Below are 4,049 nucleotides of genomic sequence, written 5' to 3'. Positions count from 1 at the left end.
GACCTGCCACTTGTGGTTGCCATAGGGCAACCGAAAGTGGCAGGTCAGCGGCTTTGTCAGAACCAGAACTGGCAGGTCAGCCCTTGGCCTTCTTGACGCGCAGCGGACGGGCGTCGTCGACGACCTCACCCTCGGGGTCGACCGTGGCGACCTCGACGACCAGCGTGCCGGCGTCGTCGCCGAAGCAGGCCTGGGGGACGCGGACCTGGGACTGACCGTTGCGACCCGACGAGATCGCGGCCTTGATGCCCTTGCACTCCACGACCTCGGCCTCATCGGCGTCGGCAGCCCACATCTCGAGCGTGGCGCCGATCTTCTTGCCCTTGCCCTTGTTCTCGGCGTCGACCGTGCGGACGACGTACGTCGGGGCGCCCTCGACCGTGGGGCTCAGCGTGGCCACCAGGTGGGTGCGACCGGCGCGCGCCTTGCGCAACTTCACCTTGATCGCGAGCTTGTCCGCATCGTTCTTCACCGTGACCCGGGTGATGTCAGCGGCGGCGGGAGCGTCTTTCGCCTTGTCCTTGACCGACTTGGACGCCGCCTGGGCGGCTCCACCGGTGAGGACGAGACCGGCGGTGAGTCCGACAGCGACGACGTAACGGAAACGGTTCATGAAGTGCTCCTGAATCTGTTGCGGGGGGCCAGACACGATCTAGACCACCCTAGGGAATCCGAGGGCTGGTGTCCGACGAACGGCACCATTCCAACCGATCGTCCTCCACGCTGACCTGCCACTTGTGGTTGTCGTAGGACAACCAGAACTGGCAGGTCAGCGGCTCTTGAGCAACCAGAACTGGCAGGTCAGCTCTGGGGTTCAGCTCTGGGGTTCAGCTCTGGGGTTCAGCTCTGGGGTTCAGCTCTGGGCGGCGAGCACCAGCGGCAGCACTGCGGTGGCGCCGGCGCGACGGATCGCCCGCGAGGCCAGGGTCAGCGTCCACCCCGTGGTGACGAGGTCGTCGACCAGGAGCACACGACCTGCCGGCACGTCTCCGGTCAGGTCGTAGCGGCGACCGACGGCCGCGACCCGCTGCGCCGAGTTCATCGCACCCTGGCCGGGCGCGACCTCCGGGTCGACGATGGCGAACTGCCCGACGACCGGGATCTTCAGGAACCGGGACAGCCCGTCGGCGAGGTCGGCCGTCAGCGTCGGCCGGGTCGCGGACTCCACCACGACGATCGCCTCGACGTCGGGCTGCCAGTCGCCGAGCAGCTCGACGACCGCCCGCACGAGGGGCAGCGGCACCGGGCCGTCGGGGTGACCGGGAGCGAAGAGTTCGCGCAGCGCCTGGCCGTAGCCCAGGTCGGTGAGCCGGGCGACGGCTCGCCCCTCCTCGGCCGTGTCGGTGATCTTGCCCTTGAGCTCGACGCCGAGGTTGGCCAACGCCGTCGGCCACATCTTGCGCGGCTCCACCACCACGCCGGGTCGGGAGAGCCGGGCGCCGGCTTCGGCCAACGCCGCCTCCGAGACGTCGCTGGAGAGCCCGAGGCCACCGCAGTTGTCGCAGCGACCGCACTCGGTGGCCGCAGGGTCGTCGAGCTGGTCGCGCAGGAACCACATCCGGCAGCGGTCCGTGGCCAGGTAGTCGAGCATCGCCGCCTGCTCGCGCTCACGGGCCTCACTCACCCGCCGATAGCGCTCCTCGTCGTAGGCCCAGGGCTGTCCGGTGGACTCCCAGCCGCCGCGGACCCGGCGTACGGCGCCGTCGACGTCGAGCACCTTGAGCATCGTCTCGAGCCGGGTCCGGTTCAGCTCGACGTACGTCTCGAGGGCTGCCGTGCTCATCGGCTTGCCCTGCTCGGCGAGCACCTCCAGGGTGCGCCGGACCAACTCCTCGCGCGGGAAGGCGAGCGAGGCGAAGTACGCCCAGATGTCACGGTCCTCGATCGCCGGGAGCAGCACGACCGTGGCCTCGTCGGTGCCGCGGCCGGCACGGCCGACCTGCTGGTAGTAGGCGACCGGCGACGCCGGCGCCCCCATGTTGACGACGAACCCGAGCGTCGCGTCGAACCCCATTCCCAGCGCGCGGGTCGCGACCAGCGCTTTGACCTTGCCGGTGATCAGGTCCTGCTCGAGGGCCTGCCGCTCGGTCGGATCGGTCTGGCCGGAGTACGCCGCGACGTCATGGCCGCGCGAGCGCAGGTAGTCGGCGATCTCCTGGGTGGCCGCGACGGTCAGGCAGTAGATGATCCCGGAGCCCGGCTGCTCGGCCAGGTGGTCGGCGAGCCAGGCGAGCCGCTGCTCCGCGGTCTTGAGACGTACGACGCCCAGCCGCAGCGACTCCCGGTCGAGCGAACCGCGCAGCACCAAGACGTCGGTGCCGAGTTGTTCGGCGACGTCGTCGGTCACCCGCGCGTTGGCCGTGGCGGTCGTGGCCAGCACCGGGATGCCGTCGGGCAGGTCGCCCAACAGGGTGCGGATCCGGCGGTAGTCCGGCCGGAAGTCGTGGCCCCAGTCGGAGATGCAGTGCGCCTCGTCGACCACGAGCAACCCACAGGTGGCGGCCAGCTTGGGTAGCACCTCGTCGCGGAAGCCGGGGTTGTTCAGCCGCTCCGGGCTGACCAGGAGTACGTCGACCCGGCCGGCCCGGATGTCCTCCTGGATGGGTTGCCAGTCCTCGATGTTGGTCGAGTTGATCGTGACCGCGCGGATGCCGGCCCGCTCGGCGGCGGCGATCTGGTTGCGCATCAGCGCCAGCAGCGGCGAGACGATCACGGTCGGGCCGGCGCCGGCCTCGCGCAGGAGCAGGGTGGCGACGAAGTAGACCGCGGACTTGCCCCAGCCGGTCCGCTGCACGACCAACGACCGACGCCGCCCGACGGCGAGCGCCTCGATCGCCGTCCACTGGTCGTCGCGCAGGCGGGCGTCGTCACGGCCGACGAGGGCGCGCAGGTGCGCCTCGGCCTGGCGGCGTACGTCGGTCGCCGCGTCGGGCGTCGGCGTGGTTGGGGCGCTGGCGTCGGTCACCCCGCCTGTCTACCAGCGGGCACCGACGGCGCCGTTCGGGGGCACCAGAAGTGACGGGTCAGCGGCGTGCGAGCAACCACAACTGGCAGGTCAGCGGCCTGCGAGCAACCACAACTGGCAGGTCAGCGGCTGCGGCGGGCCGCCTGCCAGGCCGCAACTCCGGTGGACAGGACCGCGAGCGCCGCCAGGACCACCGCCACCAGCAGGGCACGCCGCCGACCGTCGGCGTACGGCTCGAGGTCGACCCCGGCGACCACGACCGCGACCGGGCCCCCGTCTGCCCCGTCCGCCCCGTCCTCGAGGCGCACCGACCCGGAGACCAGCTGCACCCGGTCCTCGACGGTGCGCGCGTCCGCCGCCGGGTACCGGCCCAGCGACCGGACCACGAGGCTGACGCCGTCCTCGCCCAGGCTGCCCGCGACCAACCGGCCCGAGGCATCGAAGACCCACGCGGTCGGCGCCAGCGGATCCGACGCCCCCTCGGCCACCACCTCGCCGTCCCGGACGCTCAGCGTCTCGGCCACCGCCGCTACCCGCGCCTCGCCGACCCGGGTGGCGTCGGCCTCCGCCGCCTGCACCAGGTACGCCTGCACCAGCCCGACCACGACGGTCATCGCCAGCGCGGCGAGCAGCATGCTGACCGCCACCAGGCGGGCGGGTCCACCCGTCCGGCTGGTCGGGCGGCTCGAGGTCACGTCACCAGATCCGTACGCGCTCCGCGGGGTCGAGCCAGAGCCCGTCGCCCTCGACGGTGCCGAAGACCTCGTGGAACTCGTCGAGGTTGCGCACGATGTTGGCGCGGAACTCCGGCGGCGAGTGCGGGTCGACGGTCAGGTACTGCAGCTCCTGCTCCTTGCGCCGCTTGGTGCGCCAGGCGTAGGCCCAGTTCATGAAGAGCATCCGGCGGGCCTCGACGTCGGCCTGGCCGCCCTGCGAGATCACGAACGCGCGGTGGGCGATGGTCAGGCCGCCCAGGTCGCCGATGTTCTCGCCGACGGTCAGGGCGCCGTTCACCTTCTCCCCCGGCAGCGCCCGCGGCTCGAAGCCGTCGTACTGCGCGATCAGGGCCTTCGACTTCACCTCG

The 4,049-nt window shown here is 71.4% G+C and carries 4 protein-coding genes; all 4 read right to left on the bottom strand.

Annotated features, from left to right (window positions below):
* Positions 1-76: 76 nt before the first annotated feature.
* The gene (locus ABZE72_RS16070) at positions 77-613 is read right to left on the bottom strand and encodes a hypothetical protein (RefSeq protein ID WP_372730044.1); all 537 of its coding nucleotides are present in this window, start codon (positions 611-613) and stop codon (positions 77-79) included.
* 240 nt (positions 614-853) lie between these two features.
* A complete protein-coding gene (locus ABZE72_RS16065) occupies positions 854-2,965 on the bottom strand; it encodes a RecQ family ATP-dependent DNA helicase (protein WP_372730043.1) in 2,112 nt (703 codons plus the stop codon).
* Positions 2,966-3,087: 122 nt separating this feature from the next.
* Positions 3,088-3,660 carry a hypothetical protein gene (locus ABZE72_RS16060; protein WP_372730042.1) on the bottom strand — a complete coding sequence of 191 codons (573 nt, stop codon included), beginning with the start codon at positions 3,658-3,660 and terminating at the stop codon, positions 3,088-3,090.
* A gap of 1 nt (position 3,661) precedes the next feature.
* A partial coding sequence (locus tag ABZE72_RS16055; protein WP_372730041.1) for a M13-type metalloendopeptidase occupies positions 3,662-4,049 on the bottom strand: 388 nt, incomplete at its 5' end.

It is taken from the genome of Nocardioides sp., assembly GCF_041600255.1.
Lineage (GTDB): Bacteria > Actinomycetota > Actinomycetes > Propionibacteriales > Nocardioidaceae > Nocardioides.
The sequence above is the reverse complement of the archived record's forward strand: the minus strand, read 5'-3'. Positions and strand labels throughout refer to the sequence as shown.